The 23348-nt window shown below is 68.4% G+C and carries 15 protein-coding genes and 1 pseudogene; 7 read left to right on the top strand and 9 right to left on the bottom strand.

Features of this window, described 5'->3' with window-relative positions; translation table 11 throughout:
* Positions 1 to 15: 15 nt before the first annotated feature.
* Positions 16 to 933 (bottom strand): LysR family transcriptional regulator, encoded by a 918-nt coding sequence (locus ACSQ3Y_RS25720; RefSeq protein ID WP_436179308.1) that lies wholly within the window; start codon positions 931 to 933, stop codon positions 16 to 18.
* A 173-nt stretch (positions 934 to 1106) separates the two neighbouring features.
* Between ACSQ3Y_RS25720 and ACSQ3Y_RS25715 the strand changes: the two genes are divergently transcribed.
* The 7 genes from ACSQ3Y_RS25715 to ACSQ3Y_RS25685 all read left to right on the top strand — a co-directional run bounded on the left by ACSQ3Y_RS25715 (position 1107) and on the right by ACSQ3Y_RS25685 (position 11419).
* Positions 1107 to 1988: an alpha/beta hydrolase gene (locus ACSQ3Y_RS25715; RefSeq protein ID WP_235516173.1), complete on the top strand. Its 882-nt coding sequence runs from the start codon at positions 1107 to 1109 to the stop codon at positions 1986 to 1988.
* Between the two features lie 442 nt (positions 1989 to 2430).
* Entirely contained in the window at positions 2431 to 3675 is a 1245-nt protein-coding gene (locus ACSQ3Y_RS25710; RefSeq protein ID WP_157412471.1) for an efflux RND transporter periplasmic adaptor subunit, read from the top strand.
* A 52-nt stretch (positions 3676 to 3727) separates the two neighbouring features.
* Positions 3728 to 6961 carry an efflux RND transporter permease subunit gene (locus ACSQ3Y_RS25705; protein WP_057202309.1) on the top strand — a complete coding sequence of 1078 codons (3234 nt, stop codon included), beginning with the start codon at positions 3728 to 3730 and terminating at the stop codon, positions 6959 to 6961.
* A 19-nt stretch (positions 6962 to 6980) separates the two neighbouring features.
* Entirely contained in the window at positions 6981 to 8465 is a 1485-nt protein-coding gene (locus ACSQ3Y_RS25700) for an efflux transporter outer membrane subunit (RefSeq protein WP_057202311.1), read from the top strand.
* A 153-nt stretch (positions 8466 to 8618) separates the two neighbouring features.
* Positions 8619 to 10055 carry an NAD-dependent succinate-semialdehyde dehydrogenase gene (locus ACSQ3Y_RS25695; RefSeq protein WP_057202313.1) on the top strand — a complete coding sequence of 479 codons (1437 nt, stop codon included), beginning with the start codon at positions 8619 to 8621 and terminating at the stop codon, positions 10053 to 10055.
* A gap of 171 nt (positions 10056 to 10226) precedes the next feature.
* Complete coding sequence (locus ACSQ3Y_RS25690) at positions 10227 to 10748, top strand: MarR family winged helix-turn-helix transcriptional regulator (RefSeq protein WP_436179307.1); 522 nt, start codon at positions 10227 to 10229, stop codon at positions 10746 to 10748.
* Positions 10745 to 11419, top strand: a complete 675-nt coding sequence (locus ACSQ3Y_RS25685; RefSeq protein WP_436179306.1) for a GNAT family N-acetyltransferase — start codon at positions 10745 to 10747, stop codon at positions 11417 to 11419. Before ACSQ3Y_RS25690 ends, ACSQ3Y_RS25685 begins: the two co-directional genes overlap by 4 nt.
* Before the next feature lie 46 nt (positions 11420 to 11465).
* Here the strand turns inward: ACSQ3Y_RS25685 and ACSQ3Y_RS25680 are convergent, their stop codons facing one another.
* From ACSQ3Y_RS25680 to ACSQ3Y_RS25645, 8 genes and pseudogenes are all read right to left on the bottom strand, one after another.
* Positions 11466 to 13022: a diguanylate cyclase domain-containing protein gene (locus ACSQ3Y_RS25680; RefSeq protein ID WP_436180173.1), complete on the bottom strand. Its 1557-nt coding sequence runs from the start codon at positions 13020 to 13022 to the stop codon at positions 11466 to 11468.
* Between the two features lie 234 nt (positions 13023 to 13256).
* Positions 13257 to 13748 (bottom strand): annotated as a pseudogene (locus ACSQ3Y_RS25675) (MHYT domain-containing protein); the annotation flags it as partial.
* A 334-nt stretch (positions 13749 to 14082) separates the two neighbouring features.
* On the bottom strand, positions 14083 to 16194 hold the full coding sequence (locus tag ACSQ3Y_RS25670) for a TonB-dependent siderophore receptor (RefSeq protein ID WP_436180172.1): 2112 nt from the start codon (positions 16192 to 16194) through the stop codon (positions 14083 to 14085).
* 282 nt (positions 16195 to 16476) lie between these two features.
* The gene (locus ACSQ3Y_RS25665) at positions 16477 to 17193 is read right to left on the bottom strand and encodes a TonB-dependent receptor (protein ID WP_436179305.1); all 717 of its coding nucleotides are present in this window, start codon (positions 17191 to 17193) and stop codon (positions 16477 to 16479) included.
* Positions 17194 to 17312: 119 nt separating this feature from the next.
* Positions 17313 to 19538 (bottom strand): TonB-dependent receptor, encoded by a 2226-nt coding sequence (locus tag ACSQ3Y_RS25660; RefSeq protein WP_436179304.1) that lies wholly within the window; start codon positions 19536 to 19538, stop codon positions 17313 to 17315.
* Positions 19539 to 19566: 28 nt separating this feature from the next.
* Complete coding sequence (locus tag ACSQ3Y_RS25655) at positions 19567 to 19800, bottom strand: hypothetical protein (RefSeq protein ID WP_436179303.1); 234 nt, start codon at positions 19798 to 19800, stop codon at positions 19567 to 19569.
* Entirely contained in the window at positions 19797 to 20984 is a 1188-nt protein-coding gene (locus ACSQ3Y_RS25650) for a PepSY-associated TM helix domain-containing protein (protein ID WP_436179302.1), read from the bottom strand. The genes ACSQ3Y_RS25655 and ACSQ3Y_RS25650 overlap by 4 nt, the downstream gene beginning before the upstream one ends.
* Before the next feature lie 196 nt (positions 20985 to 21180).
* Positions 21181 to 23328: a TonB-dependent siderophore receptor gene (locus ACSQ3Y_RS25645; RefSeq protein WP_436179301.1), complete on the bottom strand. Its 2148-nt coding sequence runs from the start codon at positions 23326 to 23328 to the stop codon at positions 21181 to 21183.
* Positions 23329 to 23348: the final 20 nt, after the last annotated feature.

The raw sequence follows: 23348 nt of genomic DNA, 5'->3' as shown, positions 1-23348 counted from the left end.
GCGGCTCCGGGGGAGTCAGGTCGTGCGCTGCAGGTGCGAGTTGCGTTGGACCAATTCGGCCGTCCAGTCCACGAAGGCACGCACCTTGGCGCTCAGGTGGCGGTTGGGCGGGTAGACCACGTAGATCGGCAGGAGCGCCTGCGTCCATTCGGGCAGCAGGCGCACCAGCGTGCCGTTCTCGAAGTGGCGCGTGGCCTGGAAGCTGGTGATCTGCCCGATGCCCAGGCCCGACACCACCGCCGTCACATAGGCATTGGTCTCGTTCACGCTGACCTGGTAGGGGCCGGTGATGTCCACGGACTCCTCGCCCTTGCGGAACTCCAGCGGGTAGTGGCGCCCGCTCTGGGGCGAGAAATAGACCACGATGGAATGCTTTTCCTCGATCTCCAGCGGGTGCGTGGGCGTGCCGTGGCGCTCCAGGTACTCGGGCGAGGCCACGGTGATGAATTCCAGGTTGCCAATGCGCCGCGCCACCAGCGACTGGTCGGTCAGCTCGCCGCCGCGGATCACGCAGTCCACGTTGTCGCTGATCAGGTCCACCATGCGGTCGCTCACGCCCAGGTCCACCTGGATGTCGGGGTAGCGCGCATGGAACTCGGCCAGGTTGGGCAGGATGAGCAGTTGTGCCATCGAGGTGCCCACGTCCACGCGCAGGCGTCCGCGCGGGTTGGAGCGGGCGTTGGTCATGCTTGCCTCGATGTCATCGAGGTCGGTGAGCAGGCGTATGGTGCGCTCGTAGTAGGCGGCGCCGTCGGCCGTCACCGTGACGCGGCGCGTGGTGCGGTTGAGCAGCTTCACGCGCAGGCGCTCTTCCAGCGCCTGCACATGCTTGGTGACCGTGGCCTTGGGCAGCGAAAGCGAATCCGCTGCCCTGGTGAACGTGCCGGCCTCCACCACCCGCACGAATATGCGCATGGCCTGTATCTGGTCCATGGGCTCTCCTTGTACTTTGTACTTGCACCCACCAGTGGGTGCAGGGCAATTCTCACACGCGGCCTGGGTGGGATTGTTGAGCTTTTGGAAACAGTGCAGTGGTGTTTGGCCTGTTTATCCGAAAGCGGCAAGGTACTACATTTCATCCATCGTCAATCCAATGGGTCCATGCCATGCAGCCCGATCGTCCGTCCCCCACATCGTCGCCCACCCGTGCCGGAGCCTCCTCCAAGGCCCCTGGCGCCGCAGTGGGCGCCCCCCAGCGCAGCGATGCCACCATTGAGGTGGCCAAGGGCGAAGAGGTGGCGGTGCGCGTCTACGGCCGCAAGCAGCCCGGCAAGCCTTCGCCGCTGGTGGTGCATTTCCACGGCGGCGCGTTCACCACGGGCGACCTGGATACCGGATGTACCGTGGCCGACCTGCTCGAACGCGCCGGCGCCGTGGTGGTGTCGGTGGCCTACCCGCTCACACCCTTCCCCCAGCCCGTCAACACCGGCTACGGTGTGCTGCAGTGGGCGTTTCGCAACCGCGTCAAGCTCGGCGGCCAGGGCGCGCAGATCTACCTGGCCGGCGAAGAGGCCGGTGGCAACCTGGCCGCAGCCGTCTCGGTGATGGCGCGCGACCAGTCGCACCCGCCGCTGGCCGGGCAGATTTTGCTGTCGCCCATGCTCGACCCCTGTGTCGGCACCGCGTCGGTGCGCGAAGCCACGGGCGATGCCACCGGCTGCAAGTGGACCGAGGGCTGGCGCAACTTCTTGCGCTGCCCGCGCGATGCCGAGCACCCCTATGCTGTGCCTGCCACTGCGCACCGCCTGGCCGGCCTGCCGTCCACGCTGGTGATGGTGGGCGACACCGACCCCATGCACGACGAGGCGCTGGCTTATGCCGCGCGCCTGGAGTCCGCCGGCCTGCTGGTGCGGCGCCATGTGTTTCCCAAAGCCGGTGAGATGCCCGAAGCCCTGGAGTCGGGGCTGCGCGAATGCCCCTGCGCCGAAGGCGCGCTGGTGCAGATCCGGCAGTTTTTCGAGGACACCCGATGTCCGGCCCCCACCTGAGACCCCAGGGTTCGTAGGAAGTAGTTGACCTCAACCTGAGTTGAGGTTCGATACTCCCGCCACCCCACTTACGGAGCGAAGCGCTCACCCCGAAATTTCCGGCCATTGGCGCCGGCGGGGAGAGGCTTTGCCCATGACTGGCCAGGAGCCAGTGCAGGTGCCGTCTGCGAGCGGTACGGACCGGCTGTTGCCCGCATTTTTTGCTGATCTGTTTTTTGCCCATTTCAATGACACGGAGGAATCACCCATGAACGTTATCCACCTGCAGGCTGCTGCACCCGGGAGCACTGCCACTGCCGACACGCCAGTTGCCGTCTTGTGTAGCCGGTGTTGACCTTGCCACCGTGTCAGTGCCCAGACTTCCTCCGCATCCATTCCACCCGATCTTGAAAACCGCAACGGCGCGTGTTCCACGAGAACTGCCCCGCCACTGAAAGTCACCATGAACTTCCATCTTCCCTTCCCCAAGCGCCCCCTGGGCCTGGCCACGCTGGCCACCGCTGTCACCGCCGTGGTGGCTTCGTCCGTGCTGGTGTTCCAGTCTCCTTCCGCCCAGGCGACTGACGGCGCAGCGCAGCCCCAGGCCGTGCCCGTCTCGGTGGCCGCCGTGCTGCAGCAGGACATCGCCCTGTGGGACGAGTTCTCGGGCCGGCTCGAAGCCGTGCAGCGCGTGGACATCCGCCCGCGCGTCTCGGGCGCGGTGCAGGCTGTGCACTTCCGTGAAGGCTCGCTGGTCAAGCAGGGCGACCTGCTGATCACCGTCGACCCGGCCCCCTACGCCGCCGAGGTGGACCGTGCAGACGCCCAGGTCGCCGCAGCGCAGGCCCGCGTCTCCTACACCCGCAGCGAAATGGAGCGCGCCACGCGCCTGCTGCAGGAAAGCGCCATCGCCCAGCGCGAGCACGACGAGCGCCAGAACGCCCAGCGCGAGGCCGATGCCAACCTGCGTGCCGCTCAGGCCGCTCTGCAGGCCGCGCGCCTGAACCTCGGCTACACCCAGGTGCGCGCCCCCGTGGCGGGCCGCGTGGGCCGCATCGAAGTCACCGTGGGCAACCTGGTGGCCTCGGGCGCCGGCGCGCCGGTGCTGACCACGCTGGTCTCGGTGAGCCCGATCTACGCCAGCTTCGACTCCGACGAGCAGATCGTGGTGAAGGCGCTGCAGGACCTCAAGTCCGGCAGCAGCGCGCGCACCCTGATCGAACGCATCCCCGTGCAGATGGGCACCGGCACCTCGGGCGGCACGCCGCACGTGGGCAAGCTGCAGCTCATCGACAACCAGGTCGATGCCAAGAGCGGCACGGTGCGCGTGCGCGCCGTGTTCGACAACGCCGACGGTGAACTCATCCCCGGCCAGTTCGCCCGCATCCGCATGGGCCAGTCGCGCAGCTCGCAGGCCATCCTGATCAACGAACGCGCCGTGGGCACCGACCAGAGCAAGAAGTTCGTGCTGGTGGTGGGCGAGGGCAACAAGGCCGAGTACCGCGAAATCACGCTGGGCGCACCCGTCGAGGGGCTGCGCGTGGTCACCTCGGGCCTGAAGGCCGGCGAGACCATCATCGTCAACGGCCTGCAGCGCGTGCGCCCCGGCGCCGTCGTCGCCCCGCAATCCGTCCCCATGACCGCCAAGGCCGAGATCCCTGCTGCCGACCGCAAGGAAGCCCGCGCCGCCAAGTCGCCCGCCGCATGAAGAAGACACACCAGCGCACACGTGAACACCACGCCATGCTGAAAGACCTGCCATGAATCTATCCCGCTTCTTCATCGACCGCCCCATCTTCGCCGGGGTGCTGTCGGTGCTCATCTTCCTGGGGGGGCTGATCGCGCTGCGCAGCCTGCCGATCTCCGAATACCCCGAGGTGGCTCCCCCCTCGGTGGTGGTGCGCGCCCAGTACCCGGGCGCCAACCCCAAGGTCATCGCTGAAACCGTGGCCACGCCGCTGGAGGAATCCATCAACGGTGTGGAAGGCATGCTCTACATGGGCAGCCAGGCCACGACCGATGGCGTGATGACGCTGACCGTGACCTTCGCCCTGGGCACCGACCCCGACAAGGCCCAGCAGCTGGTGCAGAACCGCGTCTCGCAGGCCGAGCCGCGCCTGCCCGAGGAAGTGCGCCGCCTGGGTGTCACCACGGTCAAGAGCGCGCCCGACCTGACCATGGTGGTGCACATGGTCTCGCCCAACGGCCGCTATGACATCGACTACCTGCGCAACTACGCCGTGCTCAACGTCAAGGACCGCCTCGCGCGCATCCAGGGCGTGGGCCAGGTGCAGATCTTCGGCGGTGGCGACTACTCCATGCGCGTCTGGCTCGACCCGCAGAAAGTCGCGCAGCGCGGCCTCTCGGCCAGCGACGTGGTGGCTTCCATCCGTGGCCAGAACGTGCAGGCCGCTGCCGGCGTGGTCGGCGCATCGCCCGGCCTGCCGGGCGTGGACCTGCAACTGTCCATCAACGCCCAGGGCCGCCTGCAGACCGAAGACGACTTCGGCGACATCATCGTCAAGACCGGCGCCGACGGCGCGGTGACGCGCCTGCGTGACATCGCCCGCCTGGAGCTGGGCGCGGCCGACTATTCGCTGCGCTCGCTGCTCAACAACGACCCTGCCGTCGGCATGGGCGTGTTCCAGGCCCCGGGCTCCAATGCCCTGGACATCTCCGCCAACGTGCGCAAGACCATGGACGAGTTGCAGAAGAACATGCCCGAGGGCGTGGAGTTCCGCATCGCCTACGACCCGACGCAGTTCGTGCGCGCATCGATCAAGTCCGTGATCCAGACCCTGCTCGAAGCCATTGCGCTGGTGGTGGTGGTGGTGATCCTGTTCCTGCAGACCTGGCGCGCCTCCATCATCCCGCTGCTGGCCGTGCCGGTGTCGGTGGTGGGCACGTTTGCCGTGCTGCACCTGCTGGGCTTTTCGATCAACGCGCTGAGCCTGTTCGGCCTGGTGCTGGCCATCGGCATCGTGGTGGACGACGCCATCGTGGTGGTGGAGAACGTGGAGCGCAACATCGAGGCCGGCCTGACCCCGCGCGAGGCGACCTACCGTGCCATGCGCGAAGTCTCCGGTCCCATCATCGCCATCGCGCTGGTGCTGGTGGCGGTGTTCGTGCCGCTGGCCTTCATCAGCGGCCTCACGGGCCAGTTCTACCGCCAGTTCGCGGTCACCATTGCCATCTCCACGGTGATCTCGGCAATCAACTCGCTGACCCTGTCGCCCGCGCTCAGCGCGCTGCTGCTCAAGGGCCACAACGAGCCCAAGGACGCACTCACGCGCGGCATGGACAAGGTGCTGGGCGGCGTGTTCCGCGGCTTCAACCGCGTGTTCCACCGCGGCTCCGAGGCCTACAGCGGCGGCGTCAAGCGCGTCATCGGCCGCAAGGCGCTGATGCTGGTGATCTACCTGGTGCTGGTGGGTGCGACCTTCGGCCTGTTCAAGCTGGTCCCGAGCGGCTTCGTGCCCGGCCAGGACAAGCAGTACCTGATCGGCTTTGCCCAGTTGCCCGACGGCGCCACGCTGGACCGCACCGAGGACGTGATCCGCCGCATGGGCGACATCATGAAGAAGAACCCCAACGTGGAAGACGCCATCGCCTTCCCCGGCTTGTCGATCAATGGCTTCACCAACAGCTCCAACTCCGGCATCGTCTTCGCCACGCTCAAGCCCTTTGCCGAGCGCAAGCGTGCCGACCAGAGCGGCGGCGCCGTGGCGGGCCAACTGAACCAGTCGTTCGGAGCCATCCAGGAGGCCTTCATCGCCATGTTCCCGCCGCCACCGGTGGCGGGCCTGGGCACCACGGGCGGCTTCAAGCTGCAGATCGAAGACCGTGCATCGCTGGGCTACGAAGCCATGGACGGCGCCGTCAAGGCCTTCATGGCCAAGGCCTACCAGACCCCCGAGCTGGCCGGCCTGTTCACGAGCTGGCAGGTCAACGTGCCGCAGCTGTACGCGAACATCGACCGCACCAAGGCGCGCCAGCTGGGTGTGCCGGTGACGGATATATTCGAGACGCTGCAGATCTACCTGGGCAGCCTGTACGCCAACGACTTCAACCAGTTCGGCCGCACCTACAGCGTGCGCGTTCAGGCCGATGCGGCCTTCCGTGCCCGCAGCGACGACGTGGGCCTGCTCAAGGTGCGTTCCACCACCGGCGAGATGGTTCCGCTGTCGGCGCTGATGAAGCTCGAGCCGAGCTTCGGCCCCGAGCGTGCCATGCGCTACAACGGCTTCCTGGCCGCCGACGTGAATGGCCAGCCCGGTCCCGGCTTCTCGTCGGGCCAGGCGCAGGATGCCATCGAGCGCATTGCCGCCGAAACGCTGCCCAAGGGCATCGGCTTCGAGTGGACCGAGCTGACCTACCAGGAAATCCTAGCCGGCAATTCCGCCATGCTGGTGTTCCCCATCGCCATCCTGCTGGTGTTTCTGGTGCTGGCCGCGCAGTACGAAAGCCTGACCCTGCCGATCGCCATCATCCTGATCGTGCCCATGGGCCTGCTGGCCGCGATGACCGGTGTGTGGCTCAGCAAGGGCGACAACAACGTGTTCACCCAGATCGGGCTCATCGTGCTGGTGGGGCTATCGGCGAAGAACGCGATCCTGATCGTGGAGTTCGCCCGCGAGCTGGAGTTTGCCGGGCGCACGCCCGTGCAGGCCGCCATCGAGGCCAGCCGCCTGCGGCTGCGCCCCATCCTGATGACCTCGCTGGCCTTCGTGATGGGCGTGCTGCCCCTGGTGCTGTCCACCGGTGCCGGCGCCGAGATGCGCAGCGCCATGGGCGTGGCGGTGTTCGCCGGGATGATCGGCGTGACGGCCTTCGGCCTGTTCCTCACGCCCGTGTTCTACGTGGTGCTGCGCCGCCTGGCGGGCAACCGCCCCCTGCAGCAGCACGGCAGCCATGTCGCGCCGCTGACGGATGCCTCCGGCCCCGGCGCCGTGGCCCACCCCATATTGGCTGCACCGCGCGGCCATGACGAATGAGCGCAAAGGAGCCTTTGCAATGAATGCGACTACGATTTTTTCCGACCCTTCCCTGACCGTGCGGCGCGCCGCGCGCCTGGCGCCGCTGGTCGCGGCCCTGGTGCTCGCTGGCTGCATGGGCACACCCATCGCGCCGCAGCCCGAGCATGCCGGTGTGGCCGTGCCCGCCAGCTTCAGCGTGGCCGATGGCGCGCCGGCCTGGACCACCGCCGCCCCTGCCGAGGCGCAGCCGCGCGGTGAGTGGTGGCTGGGCTTCCAGGACCCGGTGCTCAGCAGCCTGGTCGAGCGCGCAGCCAGCGGCAACACCAGCATCCAGGAGGCCGCGGCCCGCCTGGCCGAGGCTCGCTCGCTGTTGCGCTCGGCCGATGCGGCCCGGGCTCCCCAGGTGGGTGCCTCGGCCGGCGCCAGCCGCCAGGCCGGTGCGGGCACCACGGGCAGCACGCAGGCGTCCACGCTGACTACGGCCGGCCTCAACGTCTCGTACGAGCTCGACCTGTTCGGGCGCCTGTCCAAGGCCAGCGATGCGGCGCGCCTGGATGCCCAGTCCCGCGATGCGCTGCTGCAGAGCACGCGCCTCATGGTGCAGGCCGACGTGGCGCAGACCTACCTGCAACTGCGCTCGGTGCAGGCCGAGCAACTGCTGCTGCAGGGCAGCCTGTCGGCCTACCGCGACACGCTGCGCCTGACGCAGCGGCGCTTTCAGGCCGGCGACGTGGCCGAGCTCGACGTGGCGCGCGTGCAGACCGAGGTCGCGGCCACCGAGTCCGAGGCCTTGGCCCTGGAGCGCCAGCAGGCGCTGCTGTCCAACGCCCTGGCGGTGCTGGTGGGGGACGTGGCCACCGGCTTTGCCGTGGCCCCGGCGGGCAGCGATGCGGCCCTGCCCGTGATCCCGGCCGGCGTGCCCGGCACGGTGCTGGCGCGCCGGCCCGACGTGTCGGCCGCCCAGGCCTCGGTGCTGGCGGCGCAGGCACGCGTGGGCGTGGCCGAGGCGGCCTGGTTCCCGGCCATCACGCTCACCGGCAATGCCGGGCAGGCCTCGCCCGAGCTCGGTGACCTGTTCAAGTGGTCGGCCCGCTCCTGGGGCATCGGTGCGCTGTTGTCGCTGCCGATTTTCGACGGTGGCCAGCGCAAGGCGCAGGAAGAGGGCGCCCGCGCCCGGCTGGAGGCGGCCATGGCTGCCCACCGTGGCCAGGTGCTGGTGGCCTTTCGCGAGGTGGAGGACCAGCTGAGCGCACTGCGCCTGCTGGCCGGCCAGTCCGAGGCGCAAAGCCGTGCCGTGCAATCGGCCGTGCGCGCCACGCAGCTGTCGGACTCGCGCTACCGCAACGGCCTGGTGAGCCAGCTCGAACTGCTGGACGCGCGCCGCAGCGAGCTGCGCAACCGCCGCCAGGCCCTGCAGGTGCGCACCGCGCAGTACACGGCCACCGTGGGCCTGATCCGCGCGCTGGGAGGCGGCTGGGGCGATGGCAAGGGCGCAGCCCTGGCGCAGGCACCCGCCCGTTGAGCGGTCGTTGTCGCGGGCGGGCTTGACAGGGGCTTTCCGGGGTGCCCGCCCCGGCCTGCTGCAAGGGGCCTATAGTGCCGGGTGTCGCCGCTCGACCGATGGGTTGGTTTTGCGGCCGTCCCCCTCACTTCCCTTGCACGCAGGAGCATCCGCATGAGTTATCCCGATACACGCCTTTTCATCGCTGGCCAGTGGCAGGACGCCGCCGACGGCAAGACCATCGCCGTGCACAACCCCGCCACCGGCAAGGAAATCGGCCGTGTGGCCCATGCCGGCAAGGCCGATCTGGACCGCGCGCTCGAAGCCGCCCAGAAGGGCTTCGAGGCCTGGCGCGACATCCCCGCAGCGGACCGCGCCAAGACCATGCGCCGCGCCGCCGTCCTGATGCGCGAGCGCGTGGACGCGATCGCCGCCATCATGGTGCAGGAGCAGGGCAAGCCCCTGGCCGAAGCCAAGGTCGAGACCATGGCGTCTGCCGACATCATCGAATGGTTCGCCGACGAATCCATGCGCGTCTACGGCCGCATCGTGCCCTCGCGCAACCTCAAGGCCCAGCAACTGGTCATCAAGGACCCTGTGGGCCCCGTGGCGGCGTTCACGCCCTGGAACTTCCCGATCAACCAGGTGGTGCGCAAGCTCGCAGCCGCGCTGTCGGCCGGCTGCTCCATCCTCGTCAAGGCGCCTGAAGAAACCCCGGCCAGCCCGGCCGAACTGATCCGTGCCTTCGCCGATGCCGGCGTGCCCGCCGGCACCGTGGGCCTGGTCTATGGCGACCCGGCCGAGATCTCCAACTACCTGATTCCGCACCCCATCATCCGCAAGGTCACGTTCACCGGCTCCACGCCGGTGGGCAAGCAGCTCGCGGCCCTGGCCGGCAAGCACATGAAGCGCGTGACCATGGAGCTCGGTGGCCACGCCCCCGTGATCGTGGCCGAGGACGCCGATGTGGCCCTGGCCATCAAGGCTGCCGGTGGCGCCAAGTTCCGCAATGCGGGCCAGGTCTGCATCTCGCCCACGCGCTTTCTGGTGCATGAAAGCATCCGCGCCGAGTTCGTGGCCGCGCTCACCAGCCACGCCCAGGGCCTGAAGGTCGGCGACGGCATGGTCCAGGGCACGCAGATGGGCCCGCTGGCCAACCCGCGCCGCATCACCGCCATGGCCGACCTGCTGGCCGACGCCGTGCAGCAGGGCGCCCAACTGTCCGCCGGCGGCGAGCGCATCGGCAGCGAAGGCAATTTCTTCCAGCCCACCGTGCTCGACAACGTGCCGCTGTCGGCCCGCATCTTCAACGAAGAGCCCTTCGGCCCCGTGGCCGCCGTGCGCGGCTTCGAGAAGATCGAGGACGCCATTGCCGAAGCCAACCGCCTGCCTTTCGGCCTGGCCGGCTATGCCTTCACGCGCTCGCTCAAGAACGCGCACCTGCTGTCCCAGCGCCTGGAAGTGGGCATGCTGTGGATCAACCAGGCCGCCGCGCCAGCGGCCGAGCTGCCCTTCGGCGGTTTGAAGGACTCGGGCTATGGCTCCGAAGGCGGCTCCGAAGCCGTCGAGGCGCACCTGAACACGCGCCTGGTCTCGATCATGAACGTGTGAGGCCTGCGCCTTGTCCCCCGGCTGGCACCACAGTGCAGGCCGGGTGGATGGGGGGCCATTCAGTGGCAGATCGGACGGGTGTCTGGTCTGCCCATCTGCCCTGTCTCTCACAAACCATTTGACCTTGTTTAGCCAAATACATATCATGATATATATCTAAAAAATAATATCATGGTCCACGACATCGTCAGAGAGCTGGGGTTCCTCACGCTCGGCACCCGCTTTCGCCGGATCGGCGAATCCCTGCAGGCACAGACCCAGGCGCTCATGGCCCGGCATGGCATCGACATGCCTGCGGCCCATTTCCCGTTGCTTGCGGCGCTGGACCGGCATGGCCCGCTGGGCGTGGGGGAACTGAGCACAGCGGTCGGTGTCAGCCAGCCGGTGGTCACCCGCTCGCTGCGGGGGCTCGAGGCCAGCGGGCTGGTGGAGTCCCGCTCCCTGGAGGACGATCGGCGTATCCGCAAGGTGCAGCTCAGCGGCGACGGGCAGGCACTGGTCGCGCGTGCCAAGCGCGATGTCTGGCCGGTGATCGAGGCCTCGGTAGCCCAGATCTGCGCGCCGCTCGAAGGCCCGCTGCTGGAACAACTGGCCGCGCTGGAGGCGGGCCTGGAACACACCTCGCTGCTGCAGCGTGCCGCAGTATCCATCGCGGCACAGCCCGAGCAATCCCAAGGAAAGGCACCCCGATGAACAGCCCCCTCGACCGCCCTGTGTGGGCCTCTCTGCTGCATGCGCCGCAGCTCGCCGAAGGCGGGGACCTCGCCAGGCGCTACCGCCGCGATGTGCACCTGTTCGCGTCCGCGCGGGACGACGATGGCGCGAGCCTGGCAGCGCTGGCCGGCCTCGTGGAGGGCGGCGAGTCCGTCTTCGTGCTGCAGGTCCCGCCCATCGAGGTGCCCGCGGGGCTGCAGGCCGTGCGCCGTGCCCAGGGCGTGCAGATGCTCGCCATGCGGCCCGTGGCTCCCCTGGATGGTGAAGAGAGCGTTCTGGCGCTTACCGATGAGGATGCGCCCGAGATGCTGGCTCTGGCGCAACTGACCGAGCCCGGCCCTTTCCTGGCGCGCACGCACACCATGGGCCGCTTCTTCGGTGTGCGTATACAGGGACGCCTGGCCGCCATGGCAGGCGAGCGCATGCATTTTGCGGGCGCCACGGAGGTCAGCGGGGTCTGCACGCATCCCGACTTCCGGGGGCGCGGCCTCGCGCGCCAGCTGTCGTCGGTGGTGGCGCATGCCATCCAGCAGCGTGGCGACCAGGCGTTCCTGCATGCCTGGACCACCAACCACGCGGCCATCGCGCTCTATGAAAGCCTGGGTTTCCAGACCCGCACGGAGGTGCAGGTGGCCGTGCTGGCGCGGTAGTCCCGGGCGAGGTTGCCTGCAAACGCTTGCCCGGGCCACGCCGGCCTCACCTGGAATGCAGGGGCTCGGCCATGACGAAGCGCCGTTTCCCAGCCTCCTTGGCCCGGTACATGGCGTTGTCGGCCTGCTGCAGCAGGGCCTCGCAACTGGCCAGGCCGGTGGTGGCATGCGGGCCGTAGCTGGCACCGCCGATGCTGGCGGAAATCTGCAGCACCAGGCCCTCGATCAGGAACGGGGATGCCAGGCTTTCCACCAGCTTGCCGGCCACCTTGGCCGTGCCCCGCAGGCCCGGCTGGACCAGTGCCACAGCGAATTCGTCGCCCCCCAGCCGCGCGACCAGGTCACCGCCGCGCACTCCCTGCAGCAGGCGTTGGGCCGCCTGCTTCAGCAGGGCATCGCCCACCGCGTGGCCGTGGGCGTCGTTGATGCCCTTGAACCCATCGAGATCGACGAACAGGATGGAGACGTTGCCCCCGCTGCGGTGGGCTTGGGCCAGCTGCTGCTGCACGATCTGCCGGAACAGCGTCCGGTTGGCCAGGCCCGTCAGCATGTCATGGTGGGCCTCGTGCTTCGCCGTGTCCAGCAGGTGAGCGGCCTGGCGCAGTGCGTGGCCAACCTTGTCGGCCTCCGTCAGGCCCAGGGGCGGCACCACGATGGGGGCGCCCGAACCCAGGGCTAACGCCGGCCCGGTCAAGGCCTGCACGGCATTGGCGATGCTGCCGCCGATGCGCCAGGCCAGGAGCAGGCTGGCGGTCAGCATCAGCACCAGGCCTGCGATCAGCCACGCGACCGTGCTCAGCAGCGGGGTGCTGAGGCTGCTGCTTGGAATGCCGATGGAAACCGCCCAGCCCGTGGCAGGTGAGCGGCTGAAAGCCGAGAGCACGGGAATGCCTTCCAGGGTCACGGCAACCACCGAGTCCTCATCCACCTGGGCCAGCCGCTCCAGCAGCCGCGGGGCGCCCTTGGCCCCGACAAACCGCCGCATCTCGTGGCTGCGCGCGACGATGCTCCCCTCGGCGTCGTGGATGGAGACGATCCAGTCCCTGGCCAGGTGCTGGTTGTTCAGCAACTGGGTCAGCCGTTCGGGCCACAGGCTGGCCCTCAGCCACTGCTCCGAAGCAGGGACCTTGCCGGCTTTCCCTGGCGCAACGGGCACCGCGATGGTGACAGCGGTCTCCTTCTCGAAACGGGTTTGCAGAAAGGCCGCTTGCGAGAAGGAGGGGGTGGGGCGGGGGGAGGGGGAGGTAGCGTGAGTGCCTGGCGGCAGACGGGTGTCCATCAGCACGCTGCCATGGCCGTCCTCCAGCACGAGGGCCGCCACATGCAGGTGGCCCAGCGCATCTTCGGCCTGCAACTGGAAGGCGGGCAGGTTGCCGTCCAGCAGCGACCGGGATGTGGACAGCACCCTGAGCCCCGACTCGACACCGGCGAGGTCCTTGTCCACGGTGGCAATGATGGCGCGGGCCGTGACCACCAGCGCCCTGGCTTGTTGCTCGCGCAGGCGCTGATAGTCGTAGACCATGACCACCACGGCCATCAGGGACACGGGCAGGCTGGCTGCCACCACCAGGAACACCAGGCGCGAGCGGATGGTGGGTGGCATGGCGCCGTAGACCGAAATCAGCAGCGTGGTGACCAGGAACAGCGCCACCAGCCCGCTGATGATGAAGCCCAGCCAACTGCCACCGATGCCGGCCGGCCCTGCGCCGCAGACGCTGCCGGGGGCGAAGTTGGCGGCCGCCATGCCCGTGTAGTGCATGCCGGCGATGGCGGCCCCCATGACGAGGGCGCTGGCCGTCTTCTTGCGAAAGCCCGTCAGCACGGTTTCGTGGCGCAGGCGAAAGCAGATCAGCAGCGCGGCGCTCGAGGCCGCGATGGCGACGAGGACCGAGAGGCCAAACAGCCAGGGGTCGTAGGCGATGCGCGGGCGCATCTGCATCGCTTCCATGCCCAGGTAGTGCATGGCAGCGATACCCAGGCCCATAAGCGTGCCCGCAACCAGCAAGCGTTGCCAACGCAGGTGCCGCCGACGGACCGTGTGCAGGGCCAATGCCGAGGACAGCACGGCGACCAGCCAGGATGCCAGCGTGGTGCCGGCGTCGTAGGCCAGTGGCACCGGCAGCGAAAAGGCCAGCATGCCCACGAAATGCATGGACCAGATGCCGGTCCCCATGGCCAGGGCGCCGCACCCGAGCCACAGCAGTGCGCGGCGCGCATTGCCGATGGCTGCTGCCACCCGCGAGGCCATGTCCAGCGCCACGAACGATGCCACCACCGCCGTCGCGACCGACAGCAGCACCAGCACCAGGTCGTAGCTACCCTGCATGGGCGCCCGGGATCCGGCCCCTGTGCGGGGCGGCTGGCATGCGCAGACTCATCGACACCTCCCCTGGGAAACGCGTGGACATCCTCCTCGGACAACCATGCTAGCGGTTCCCTGCGGCGGCTGAAAGCTTTGCTTTGCACGCCGCCGCCGCAGCAGCAGCGGCTGGACCGGTGCCTCAGAGGCTGGGAATTTTTTGGCCGTGTCCGAAGTGCGCGCCACAACGCCTCGGATCTAGGCGTAAAGCACAGCCATAGCTCGGGCTATGGCGAGCATTTGCAACGACGATCCGGGGTGTTTTGGCGTGCAAGGCGGGCGTGGACGAAAGATTCTCAGTCTCTCAGAACCGGTAGGTCGAGGTCAGTGCGTAGGTGCGCCCCTGCCCATAGAAGCAGTCGCCCCGCGCCAGGCACTGAGTGATGTGCACCTTGTCGGCCAGGTTGGTCACGTTGAAGGCCAGGCGCCAGTCGCCCGCGTCGTAGGCCAGCAGGGCATCTGCCAGCGTGGCCGAAGGGGTGGTGATGGCAGACGTGCCGCTCCACTGCGAGCCGGTGTAGCGCACGCCGGCGCCGACGGTCCAGCCGCCGCGCCCTTCGGAGGCAAAGCGGTGCGACAGCCAGGCCGATGCCGTGTGCTTGGGCACGCTGGCCACGGGCAGGCCCTGGTCGCCAGCGTTGCTGCGAGAAATCTTGGCATCGGTGTAGCCGTAGGCCAGGGTGGCGTCCCAGTGGCTGGCCAGGCTGGCGGTGATCTCGGCCTCCAGCCCGGTGACCTTGACCTCGCCGATCTGCAGGCTGTTGAGCGGGTCTGCCGGGTCATTGGTCTTGCGGTTGGTCTCGCGCAGCTGGTAGGCAGCGACAAAGGCCGAGATGCCCTGGCCTGGTGGCTGCCACTTCACGCCGGCCTCCCACTGCTTGCCGCGCGTGGGCTTGTAGGGTGTGCCGTACACGTCCACGCCGCCCAGCGGCTGGAAGGACTCGGAGTAACCCACGTACGGGGCCCAGCCACCATCCATCTGGTAGGTGGCGCCGGCGCGCTTGGTCCAGGCCTTGTCGTCCACGGCGGCCACGGGGCGGCCTTCGGTGTCGGTCTTGGCGCTGTCGTGGCGCAGGCCCAGCGTGGCCGTCCATCGACCCCAGGTGATCTGGTCCTGGGCATAGAAGCCGAGCTGGCGCTGCGCCACGCCGGGCTGGCGCACCAGGGCCGATGCATTGGGGGCTGTGAAATTGCCGTAGACGGGGTTGTACACGTCGATGGACGGGGCCAGCGCACGCCAGGCCGACTGGCCCGAGTGGTTGCGCTGCATGTCCAGGCCTGCCAGCAGCGTGTGTTGCGTGGCGCCCGCATTGAGCTTGCCCTCGAGCTGGGTGTCGATGAGCAGCATGCGGCCGGTGTTGAGGTTCCAGGAGGCATCGCGCACCACGCTGCGGTTGTCGCTGTTGAACACCGGGCGCGCTGGGCGGCCCGTGGCGGCATTGGCGGCGAAGCTGGTGTAGATGGTGCGGTAGTCCACCTCGGTCACGGTGCGGCGCAGGTTCTGGCGCACGGTCCAGGCATCGTTCAGGCGGTGGCTGAACAGGTAGCCCCAGGAGCTGTTCTCGGTGTTGAAGGCATCCCAGCCCGGCTCGCTGATGAAGGCCGAGCGCGGGATCTGGCCGTAGGGGCTCGGTAGTTGCGTGCCCTGCCAGGGGAAAAAGCCGATCAGCGATCCGCTCTTGTCCTTCTGGTACAGGCCCTGCAGCGTGAGCGAGGTGTCCGCACTGGGGCGCCAGGTCAGCGAGGGCGCCAGCACAGTGCGGTCATCGGCCACGTGGTTGACCTGGGTATCGCTGTCGCGGCCCACGGCCACCAAGCGGTACAGCCACTGGCCATTGGCATCGAGCGCGCCGGTCAGGTCGGCGGCGATCTGCTTGCGTGCATGGCTGCCCACCTGCACCTGCACTTCGCGCGCGGTCTCGGCCTGGGGGCGCTTACTCGTGAGGTTGAGCACACCGCCCACGCTGCCCTGGCCATAGAGCACCGAGGTCGGGCCACGCAGGAATTCCACGCGCTCCAGCGTGTACGGATCGGGCCGGCTGCTGTTGTAGGTGCCGTAGGTGCGCAGCAGGCCGTCCTGGTACTGGGACACATTGGCGCCGCGCGCGCTGAAGCTGTCCACGCGGCTGTCGAAGTAGTTGGAGACGGCGCCGGCGGTGTAGGCGGTGACCTGGCGCAGCGTCTGCACGCCCTGGGCCTCCATCTGGTCACGGGTCACCACGCTGATGGCCTGCGGTGTTTCGAGCAGCGGCGTGTCAGTCTTGGTGGCGCTCAGGGCGCGCTTGGCCACGAAGCCGGAGACCGGCGCCGTGGGGTTCTCCCGCTCTGCGCCGGATTGCACGGTCACGGGGGCGAGGGTGGCTTCAGCGGCGGGGGGCGTGGCGGTCTGGGCCTGTGCACAGGCGCTGCAGACCATCAGGAACGCGGCGTGTGCAATGGCAGTGCGCGGAAGCCGCGCGAGGCAATGGGATGGCATGGTTGTCGATGGCAGTGGTGCAGCCTGCGGCCATGCGGCGGCGAAGGCTGGTTGGCTGGGGTGTGGCGGTGCGCGGCCGGCGCCGTGAAGGCTGCCGGTGGCAGTGGCTGGCGAAAAGAAAAAGGGCCGGGTGCAGGTCCGGACGCCCTGGAGACCCCCACCAGGTTCGATGGCCCTGCAGCCACCTGTGTTGGGGGTTGGCGCCCCTTCGGGCGCGAGTTGTCAGTGCTTCTCGGGGGCGGGTGGCAGGGGTGGCGAGACGGCGCCTTCGGCCTGCACGAAGCTCAGCGTGGTCACGTAGCTGGCTTCACCGTACTTTTCGCCCTGGGCTTCGCCGGGGGTCTTGTCGGTGTGGTGCACTTCGGCCACGTACTGGCCCTTCCAGGGGGTCAGGAACTCCACGGTGCCGTCGGCGGCGGACTCGGCTTCGCGGCTCCAGCCGGCGGGTGAAACCAGTTGCACCTTGGCCTTGGGCAGGGGGTTGCCGTTGAACACGACCTTGAGCTGGCCGGGCTTGCCGGTGGGCACCAGGTCCAGCGCCTGGCCGGGCGCCACGGGCTGGGCCAGGCTGGCGACCCAGCGGGCCGAAGGCTGCCAGTACATCGCAGGCAGGTTGCGCTTGCTGCGGTCGATCAGCGGGTAGGTGGCGGCGGCGAACAGGGTGTCGGCATTGCCGGTCACGGTGTAGGCAAAGGCGTCCTTGGTGAGCTTGCCTTCGACTTTCTGGCTGGCGGTGCCGGCGCGCTGTTCGAGCACGGGCACGCCCTTGAACTTGTCCAGCGAGCCGGGGGAGGTTTCGCGCAGGTTGTCATTGAACTCGCCGAAGTGCAGGCGGGCCTGGCCGCCGGCATTTTCGAGCCACACCTGGTGGGCCTGGGCCGTGGAGGCGCCGGCGATCAGCAGGGCGGCAGCCAGCAGGGGTTTCAGGGAGGATGTCATGGAAGTCTTCCTTTCAATGGTTGGATGTGGAACACGGAATCGAACGAACGCCCCCGGCCCCCGCTGTCGCGGAGCAAGGGGACGAAGGCATGGGGCCCGGGGAGGGGCTCGGCCCGGCATCAGAAATCGACGCTGGCGCTCAGGCTGAAGGCGCGTGGAGCACCCACCACCAGGTAGCCCGAGCCTGGGTAGCCGCCCACCGAGGCCCAGTAGTTCTTGTTGGTTGCGTTGTCGATGCGCGCGCGCAGCGTGACGAGCTTGCCGCCCATCTCGGTCAGGTAGCGGGCACCCAGGTCCAGGCGGTTCCAGCCGGCCACGCGCAAGGTGTTGGCGGCGTTGGCGTAGCTCGATCCGGTGTGCACCAGGCGGCCATCGAGGGCCAGGCCGCGCACGCCAGGTACGTCCCACTCCAAGCCCAGGTTGGCCTGCAGCTTGGGCACGCCGATCACGCGCTGGCCTTCGGTGAGTGCCGAGCCGGTGCGCTGCTGCTTGGCTTCGAGCCAGGTGGCACCGCCGAGCACGCGCAGGCCGCTCACGGCTTCGCCCTGCACGGCCAGTTCCAGGCCCTGGTGGCGGTCCTTGCCGCTCGCGCCGAAGATGCCTGCGGCATCGACCACGGAGCGTGGCTTGTCGGTGGAGAACAGCGCCAGGCTGCCGCCTACGCGGCCGCCGTCGTACTTCACGCCGACTTCCTTCTGCTTGGAGACATAGGGGGCCAGCATCGTGCCCCGGTTGGCTGCGGTCGACGGCGCCGTTTCGCCCTGGCTCAGGCCCTCGGCATAGTTGGCGTAGACCGACAGGCTCTTGTCCAGCTTGTACAACGCAGCCAACAGGGGGCTGGTGCGGCTCTGGTCGTAGCGGTCGGTCTCGACGCCGGTGTTGTAGTTGAAGTTGGCGATGTCGAACTTCTGGTGGCGCACGCCCAGCGTCACGAGCAGGCGCTTGTCCAGCATCGACAGCGTGTCGCCCAGCGCCACGCTGCTCAGTTTGATGCGGCCCGTGGTCAGCGGGTTGCCCATCACCCCGCCGCGCAGCGCGGTGCCGCTGTAGGCCGGCGTGGCGGTGTACAGCGGGTTGTAGAGGTTGGTGGCCTGGGTGTTGCCGAAGTCCATGACATAGGCGTTCTTCTTGTCCAGGCTGAACGAGGAGGCTGCCAGCACCCACTCGTGTCCGATGCTGCCGGTCTGCAGCTTGCCGCGCAGGCCCAGTTCGCCGGTGTTCACGTTGTCCTTGCGGTCGTTGTCGAAGCGGTAGGTGGTGCCGGCGCCAGTGGCCGCATTGGCCACCGAGAGGTTGGCCAGCGAGTTCGATTCGGTGCCGCTGCGCGCGCCGGCAGCGGCCCAGGCGGTGATGTTGGAACTGATGTCCCACTCGCCACGCAGCGTGCCGAAGGTGTCGCGCTCGTTGGAGAAGGCCCAGGGCTGGGCGAAGTTGGTGTTGCCGTCGGGTGCGGTGGGCACAGCGGTCACTGCGCCGAGCGTGACGTTGGTGCGGGTGCGGTTCAGCTTGTGGTCCTGCCAGCCGATGTCGCCCGACAGGCGCACGTCGCGGCTGCGCCAGTCCAGGCCCACGGCGGCCAGGCCAAGCTTGGCCTTCTCGTCGTCGACGGCGGTGCCGCCGTTGTGCGAGGCCACGTTCACGCGGATGCCGGCGCTGCCATCGGGGCCGAAGCGGCGCGCGATGTCGGCCGCCACGTCACTGTGGCCGCCGCTGCCCACGCCCACGCTCACCCGGCTCAGGGGCTCGTTGGGGGCGCGCTTGGGCAGCAGGTTGATGGCGCCGCCCAGGCCGCCACCACCGGGGTTGGCACCGTTGAGGAAGGACGATGCGCCGCGCAGCACTTCCACGCGCTCGAACAGCTCGGTGGCGATGTACTGGCGCGGCAGCAGGCCGTACAGGCCGTTGTAGGCCGTGTCGTCCGAGCCCAGGATGAAGCCGCGGATGAAGTACGACTCCTGGAAGTTGCCGAAGCCCCGGGCCACGCGCACCGTGGGGTCGTTCTGCAGCACATCGCCCACGCTGCGGGCGTGGCGGTCCTGGATCAGTTCATTGGTGTAGCTGATGGCGGAGAACGGCGTCTCCATGGCATCGCGCGTGCCCAGAATGCCGACTCGGCCGCCGCGTGCCACCTGGCCGCCTGCATAGGCCGGTGACAGGCCCTGTGCCGATGCGTCGGCGCTGGCATTCACGGTGACGGTGGAGAGCGCCTTGTCGCTGCCGGCACTGGTCTGGGCGTGCACGGCGGGCAGGGCCAGCATGCACAGCAGAGCCGCAGCAAGGGCCGCCGGTGTGTGCGGGAACTGGGTGCGGGACGGGCCCCGGGGCGTGATGGCGGTGTGGTGCATGGTGGTCGGCGGTAAGAGCAAAGAAGGGTCAGAAAGGGGTGGCAGGGTCATCGCCGGGGTTGGGATCCGCTGGGGCCGCGGCCGGCGTTGGCCGCCAGGTGAACCAGCCCATCACGGCCACGGGCACGCCCAGCCCGACCCAGGACCACCAGTCGCCCCAGGTGTCCGAGATGAGCGCGGTGGCCAGCCCGCTGGCGGTCAGCAGCCCCAGCACGATGGGCCAGCCCCACAGGGTGCGAAACGGCGTGGATGCGTTTTTCATGCGGACTGCTCCGGGCGGGCCATGGTGGCCGTGGCGCCAGCGGGCAGGCCGGTGGCCGTGGCGGTTGCAGGCGCGGCGGCCGAGGCAGGCGCCCTGCGGCGCAGCCACAGGTACAGGCCGCTGCCCAGCACCACGATGGTGGCAATGTCGAGCAGCGCCCAGAGAATCTTCATGGGCATGCCGCCGTAGTCGCCGAAGTGCAGCGGCTGCGAGACCAGAAGCGCCGTGAGGTACCAGGGCAACTGCGGTGCGGCGGTGACCTGGCCGCTGTGCGCGTCGACCAGCACCGGCTGCAGCAGGCGCGAGGTCAGGGGCTCGGCGCCGCGCAGGAACACGGTGTTGTGGTGCGGGCTTGAGAACGAGGTTCCGGGGAAGGCGATGAACGACAGTTTGTTACCTGGCGCGTGCGTGCGCGCGGCGTCCACTGCCTGCTGCAGCGGCCCGCGCTGGTCCATGGCGATCACGGGCTTGCCCTTGTAGGGCGCCAGCAGGGTCGACAACTGGTCGTACTGCCAGTACTTGATCATCAGGTCGGCCCATGTGTTGATCATGCCGGTGGCGCCCACCACCAGGGCCCAGACCAGGGTGACGACGCCCAGCAGGTTGTGCAGGTCGAGCCATTTCACGCGCGTGGAGCGGTCGCGCCGCACGTCACCGAACTGCAGCTTGCGCATGAAGGGCGCGTACAGCACCACGCCGGTGACGATGGCCACCAGCAGCAAGAGGCCCATGAATCCGAGGAACAGCTTGCCCGGCAGGCCCGCGAAGAGGTCCACGTGCAGGCGGAACATCAGGTTCATGAAGCCCTGGTTGGTGGGCACGTCGGACAGCACCTTGGCCGTGCGCGCATCCACCGCCACGGACTTGAAGTCCTCGGTGGGCTCGGGCGTGTGCGTGAGGGTGACGAACCAGACCTTGTCGTCGTCCTCGGCCTGCGAGACGAACTGCACCATGCGCCCGGGGTGCACGGCCTTGGCGGCAGCGATCACGGTATCGAGGCTGGCGCGCGGCGTGCCCTCGGGCATGGCGGGCGCCTCGACCTCGGTGCCCAGCAGGTGGCCGATTTCGTGGTGGAAGATCAGCGGCAGGCCAGTGAGGCACAGCAGCAGCATGAAGATGGTGCAGACCAGGCTGGACCACTTGTGGGTCCAGGACCAGCGGCGGATGGCGGTGGGTGACAGCATGGTGCGGGGCTCGGTGGAACCCCTTCGGGTCATGTCGATGGACGAGGGCTGAGAGGGCGTTTGGGCTCGAATTTTACAATGCAAGTAAGAATGATTTGTTTTTGCGTTGTCATGAATCTGTTGTTTTGATGCCCAAAAAAATGCCCGGCGCCCTTGGGGAGCGCCGGGCTGTGCAAGCGCTACGGGGCGCGTGTGCTCAGTACCTTGCCTTGAGCGCCAGCGTCACGCGGCGCGGCTCGCCGTAGAAGTTCTGGCGAAAGGTGTTGGAGACCTTCTCGTAGTAGGTCTTGTCGAACAGGTTGTCCACCGAGAGGTTCAGCGCCAGCTGGTCGTTGATCTGGTAACCCACCTGGGCGCTGGCCAGCACGTAGTCGCCCGGGGTGATGCGCAGTGCGCCGCTCTGCGCGAAGAACTCGCTGCGGTAGGAGATGCCGCCACCGATGCTGAAGCCGCGCAGCGCGGGCGAGGTGAAGGCATAGCGCGTGAACAGGTTCACGCTGTGGCGCGGGGTGATGGGGCTGAACACCTGGCCTACCTGGGATACGGGCGCATTGAGGTAGAGCGTGTCGTTGTAGGCGTAGCCGGCCACCACGTCCCAGCCGGGCTGGGGCTGGCCGCTGACCTCGGCCTCGAAGCCCTGCGAGCGCACCTTGCCGCCGGCGATGGACGCATTGGTCGCGTTCGGGTCGGTCATGGCGCGGTTCTCGTCGATGATGCGGAACACGGCAGCATGCGCCTGCAGGCGCTTGTCCAGGAACTCGCCCTTTACGCCGAACTCCACCTGCTTGCCAGTGCGTGGCGCGAGCAGGTTCTTGGCCGCGTCGAGCTGGCTCTGCACCACGAAGGTCTCGGAGTAGCCTGCGTAGGCGGTGTACTGCGGATGAAAGTCGTACAGCACTGCCACCGAAGGCACGAACTGGCGGCCCGGGTCGGCCACGCTCGTGGCGGCACCGGTGCTGGTGCTGCGCGTCACCGCGTCGGCCCAGCTCAGGCGCCCGCCGGCCAGTACCTTGACGGCGTCCGCCACGCTGACCTGCGCCTGGCCGTACAGTGCGTTCTCGTTGCGCGTGGTGATGGCCGTATAGCCGGGCAGCACGAGAGCCGGGTAGGGCGCGCCATAGTTGGGCGTGAGCAGGTTGGCCTGGGTTGGGGTGCCGTAGACGAAGTTGTTGTCGTAGCTCTTGTTCTCGCTGCGGCTGGCGCCCACCAGCAGGCGGTGGGTGCGGCCCGCCACGTCCACCGGCAGGTTGGCGAACAGGTCGTAGTTGCGTGTCTTCACATGGGTCAGGCCATCCACCATTTCCATGGTGAAGTTGCCATTGGGGGCGAGGGCGCTGTTGGCGCGGGCGGCACTGTAGAAGGCGGTGCGGTCCACATCGCGGGCCGACAGGCGCACCGTGCCTCCGCCCGAGAGGCGGTGCTCCAGCTCGGCGAAGAGGTCGGTGGTTTCCAGGTCCTGGCGGTTGGACGCCAGGCCCGAGAAGGCGCTGCGCGGCAGGCTGGCCAGACGGCCGTCGGCATAGGTGGGCAGGCCCTGGTCGATAGAGGCGCGCACGCGCTGCTGGGCGCCGCCGATGGACAGCGTGGTGGACGGGGCGATGTCCCACTCCAGCGTGCCATACCCCAGGCGCTTGTTGTTGAACAGGGTGTCGACATGGCTGTCGCGGTCTTCCGCCACCGCCACTGCGCGGGCGCGCACGGTGCCGCTGGCGTTGAGCGCACCGCCCACGTCCACCGTGCCGCGGCGCAGACCGAAGGAGCCCACGGACGCATCGGCGTTGATCATCAGCTTGCCCGGTGCGCGCTTGCGCACCAGGTTCACGGTGCCTCCCGGCTCGCTGCCGCCCTGCAGCATGCCGGCGGGGCCGCGCAGCACCTCGATGCGGTCGTACATGGCGGCGTCCAGCGTGCTGTAGTTGCCCTGCGGGATGGGCACATCGTCGAGCTGGATGGAGCCCAGATCGAAGCCGCGCGACTGGAAGGTGTTGTAGTTGCCCGCACCGTCGAAGCGGGTCACGTTGATGCCGGTGCTGAACTTGACGGCGTCTTCGACCTTGGTGACGTTGCGGTCATCGAGCTGCTGGCGCGTGATGACGCTGATGGACTGCGGAATCTCGCGCGGAGCCTGCTCCATCTTGCCCACGCTGAGCTTGCGGGCGGTGTACTGGCCCGTGCCTTCGGTGGTGTCGATGGAGTTGGTCACCTTCACCTCGGGCAGGGCGGCGTCCTGCGCCTGGGCCGTCGCCATGCAACTGCAGGCGGCCAGCAGAGCCAGGGTGGTGAGGCGAAACGAGGGCGCAGTGGATGCGCGCAGGTGGTGGGTGGAAAGGCGGCGGTGTGTCATGGCATGGGCAGGGTGGCTGA

Source organism: Acidovorax sp. LjRoot66, assembly GCF_964253305.1.
Lineage (GTDB): Bacteria > Pseudomonadota > Gammaproteobacteria > Burkholderiales > Burkholderiaceae_C > Acidovorax.
The sequence above is the reverse complement of the archived record's forward strand: the minus strand, read 5'-3'. Positions and strand labels throughout refer to the sequence as shown.

Bases quoted from the DNA above. Each gene is read 5' to 3' on its own strand.
- ACSQ3Y_RS25695 (WP_057202313.1), top strand. From the start codon at position 8,619: ATGAGTTATCCCGATACACGCCTTTTCATCGCTGGCCAGTGGCAGGAC.
- ACSQ3Y_RS25660 (WP_436179304.1), bottom strand. From the start codon at position 19,538: ATGCACCACACCGCCATCACGCCCCGGGGCCCGTCCCGCACCCAGTTC.
- ACSQ3Y_RS25710 (WP_157412471.1), top strand. From the start codon at position 2,431: ATGAACTTCCATCTTCCCTTCCCCAAGCGCCCCCTGGGCCTGGCCACG.
- ACSQ3Y_RS25715 (WP_235516173.1), top strand. From the start codon at position 1,107: ATGCAGCCCGATCGTCCGTCCCCCACATCGTCGCCCACCCGTGCCGGA.
- ACSQ3Y_RS25650 (WP_436179302.1), bottom strand. From the start codon at position 20,984: ATGCTGTCACCCACCGCCATCCGCCGCTGGTCCTGGACCCACAAGTGG.
- ACSQ3Y_RS25655 (WP_436179303.1), bottom strand. From the start codon at position 19,800: ATGAAAAACGCATCCACGCCGTTTCGCACCCTGTGGGGCTGGCCCATC.
- ACSQ3Y_RS25685 (WP_436179306.1), top strand. From the start codon at position 10,745: ATGAACAGCCCCCTCGACCGCCCTGTGTGGGCCTCTCTGCTGCATGCG.
- ACSQ3Y_RS25645 (WP_436179301.1), bottom strand. From the start codon at position 23,328: ATGACACACCGCCGCCTTTCCACCCACCACCTGCGCGCATCCACTGCG.
- ACSQ3Y_RS25670 (WP_436180172.1), bottom strand. From the start codon at position 16,194: ATGGTCTGCAGCGCCTGTGCACAGGCCCAGACCGCCACGCCCCCCGCC.
- ACSQ3Y_RS25700 (WP_057202311.1), top strand. From the start codon at position 6,981: ATGAATGCGACTACGATTTTTTCCGACCCTTCCCTGACCGTGCGGCGC.
- ACSQ3Y_RS25705 (WP_057202309.1), top strand. From the start codon at position 3,728: ATGAATCTATCCCGCTTCTTCATCGACCGCCCCATCTTCGCCGGGGTG.
- ACSQ3Y_RS25720 (WP_436179308.1), bottom strand. From the start codon at position 933: ATGGACCAGATACAGGCCATGCGCATATTCGTGCGGGTGGTGGAGGCC.
- ACSQ3Y_RS25665 (WP_436179305.1), bottom strand. From the start codon at position 17,193: ATGACATCCTCCCTGAAACCCCTGCTGGCTGCCGCCCTGCTGATCGCC.
- ACSQ3Y_RS25690 (WP_436179307.1), top strand. From the start codon at position 10,227: ATGGTCCACGACATCGTCAGAGAGCTGGGGTTCCTCACGCTCGGCACC.
- ACSQ3Y_RS25680 (WP_436180173.1), bottom strand. From the start codon at position 13,022: ATGCCACCCACCATCCGCTCGCGCCTGGTGTTCCTGGTGGTGGCAGCC.